The sequence below is a fragment of the Xenorhabdus sp. IM139775 genome (assembly GCF_028598745.1).
Classification (GTDB): Bacteria; Pseudomonadota; Gammaproteobacteria; order Enterobacterales; family Enterobacteriaceae; genus Xenorhabdus.
In genome coordinates this window covers 1-1,922 of the sequence record NZ_JAQRFK010000167.1, presented here as the reverse complement: position 1 = coordinate 1,922, position 1,922 = coordinate 1, and the positions used below count along the sequence as shown (strand labels likewise).

At 42.0% G+C, this 1,922-nt stretch carries 3 protein-coding genes; 2 read left to right on the top strand and 1 reads right to left on the bottom strand.

Translation table 11 applies throughout. The features are described from left to right. The first annotated feature begins 316 nt into the window (after positions 1–316). Complete coding sequence (locus PSI17_RS16655) at positions 317–580, top strand: helix-turn-helix domain-containing protein (protein ID WP_273553024.1); 264 nt, start codon at positions 317–319, stop codon at positions 578–580. Positions 581–1,045: 465 nt separating this feature from the next. Here the strand turns inward: PSI17_RS16655 and PSI17_RS16650 are convergent, their stop codons facing one another. Then, positions 1,046–1,282 (bottom strand): hypothetical protein, encoded by a 237-nt coding sequence (locus PSI17_RS16650; protein WP_273553023.1) that lies wholly within the window; start codon positions 1,280–1,282, stop codon positions 1,046–1,048. A 331-nt stretch (positions 1,283–1,613) separates the two neighbouring features. On the opposite strand from PSI17_RS16650, the gene PSI17_RS16645 reads away from it, so the two are divergent. Then, positions 1,614–1,922: transposase (locus PSI17_RS16645; protein ID WP_273553022.1), on the top strand; the 309-nt coding region annotated here is incomplete at its 3' end.

Sequence of the window (1,922 nt, the reverse complement as noted above, 5' to 3'; positions counted from 1 at the left end):
TTTAGCCGTCCGTATTCTCCTCTGAGTTTGTGCGCTCTTGAGAGGAGCTATAACCGTTAAACTTAGTAATTCGGTTATTGAGTCAGATAAAACAATCAGTTAAAGTATCCCCGCCATTGGCAAAATCCAATGGTCAAGGTTTAGCAGCCTTGAGTCAAGAACACTGGTAGGATGTTTCTACCAGTGCGCCTGCTATCGCCCTTTCAATGGTGGTTCAGGTGGGGGAGGCTTCGGCCTCGCCGGAATCTTGACCCGGTCTGCTAACCCTGCCTTGAATCACCACCATCAATATTAATTAATGGAAGGGGTAGCAGGAATGAATAACGTTAGAAATGACTGGCACCAAGCCGATATTATTGCTGCATTACGTAAACGTGGTACAACCTTAGCGGCTGTCTCGCGTGAAGCGGGACTCAGTTCATCGACATTAGCAAACGCATTAAGCCGCCCGTGGCCTAAAGGGGAGTGGATTATTGCGAACTACCTCGGTATACATCCCTCTGAAATTTGGCCGAGTCGCTATTTTGGTGTTAGTGGCCAACTGATTGAACGCAAGGTTCGCGATAAACCACAGGAATAACCGCCTCAATTTGTGATCGACTTCGTAAAAATGATAAATTTTAATATGAAGCCCTGAGTATGAAATGGCAGCCAAATTTGACCATTTTTAAACCTCATGGCTTTTTTGCTGTAAAACAACGAAAAAAATATACAAACGCAATAAAGGTTAGTATAATCAGCCTCATGCCGAGATTTAGGTAACAAAATAATTCAGGGGCATTAAAAGGGGCACAAAAGAGAAATCTGGAAATAAATTTATAATAATCAATAAATTATATTTATTTTCGATTCGAGTCCGGCACCAAAATTTAAAATTCGCTTGTTAAAGACGCTAAATCAGTTAACAGGCAAATTAAAGCAATACAGGGTGCCTGCGTAAGCAAGCACCTTTTTTTTGTTAAATGTTCATTAATTCTAATGCCAAGTAAGAAGACTTCATTGGCTACGGAATCAATTATTAGATCATTTTTTGATAGCCACACCGTTAAACCGATTTTTCGTTATGCGGCAATAAGTTCCTTTCTATCCCGAAATTAAAAATCGCCCGTAGATGAGCTACCTTATTGTTCCAGCTATGGACTGATTGTTTCTTCTCCCCCAGAATATAATGCCGCCAATGCAGAACATCCCGACGAGTCACCTCCTCCGGCCGCAACATATGTGAAAGAGAATACTCATCCAATAGCCCATCCAAACTGATTTTTCCTGCTGTCTGTAACATGTTATTTGCTGCCTGATGGCACCAAAACACCATAACAATGGATTGTTTAAATAAGATCTATTGAAAATAAATATGCAAATAATCATTGAAACTATTTAACTTATAATAATGTCTCCAAGTTACTTTGGATGGCAGCCGTTTCTTTCTCCGGCACAAGCTGTTTGGTGAGTATTGAACCGTGATGGTCATTTTTTGTAATATGCGGTGAGATTATCCCTGACCAGATTGAAGGCACCAGTGTAATAATCTGATGGACGGGTCAGGATATAAAAATCGGGAGTGTTAGAAATTCTGTGTCATTCCAGTAATATGAACCAAAAAGGAATGACAAATGACTCAACCCTTCGATTTCGATAAAGCCCTGAAAGCACTTCAGGCAGGTCAGGCTCTGACAGGTAAAGATGGCATCCTGACCCCACTCATCAAGCAGCTAACGGAAGCTGCTTTAGCCGCTGAACTTGACTCCTATCTGGCTCAGGATATCGAGGTCAACCGGCGGAATGGTTCCACCAAAAAGACCATCAAGACTCCGACTGGTCACTTTGAACTGGCTACGCCACGGGATCGTAATGGCACTTTTGAACCCCAACTGGTGAAGAAGCACCAGACCACGCTCTCAAACGAGATTGAGCAAAAGATT

Bases quoted from the DNA above. Each gene is read 5' to 3' on its own strand.
- PSI17_RS16655 (WP_273553024.1), top strand. From the start codon at position 317: ATGAATAACGTTAGAAATGACTGGCACCAAGCCGATATTATTGCTGCA.
- PSI17_RS16650 (WP_273553023.1), bottom strand. From the start codon at position 1,282: ATGTTACAGACAGCAGGAAAAATCAGTTTGGATGGGCTATTGGATGAG.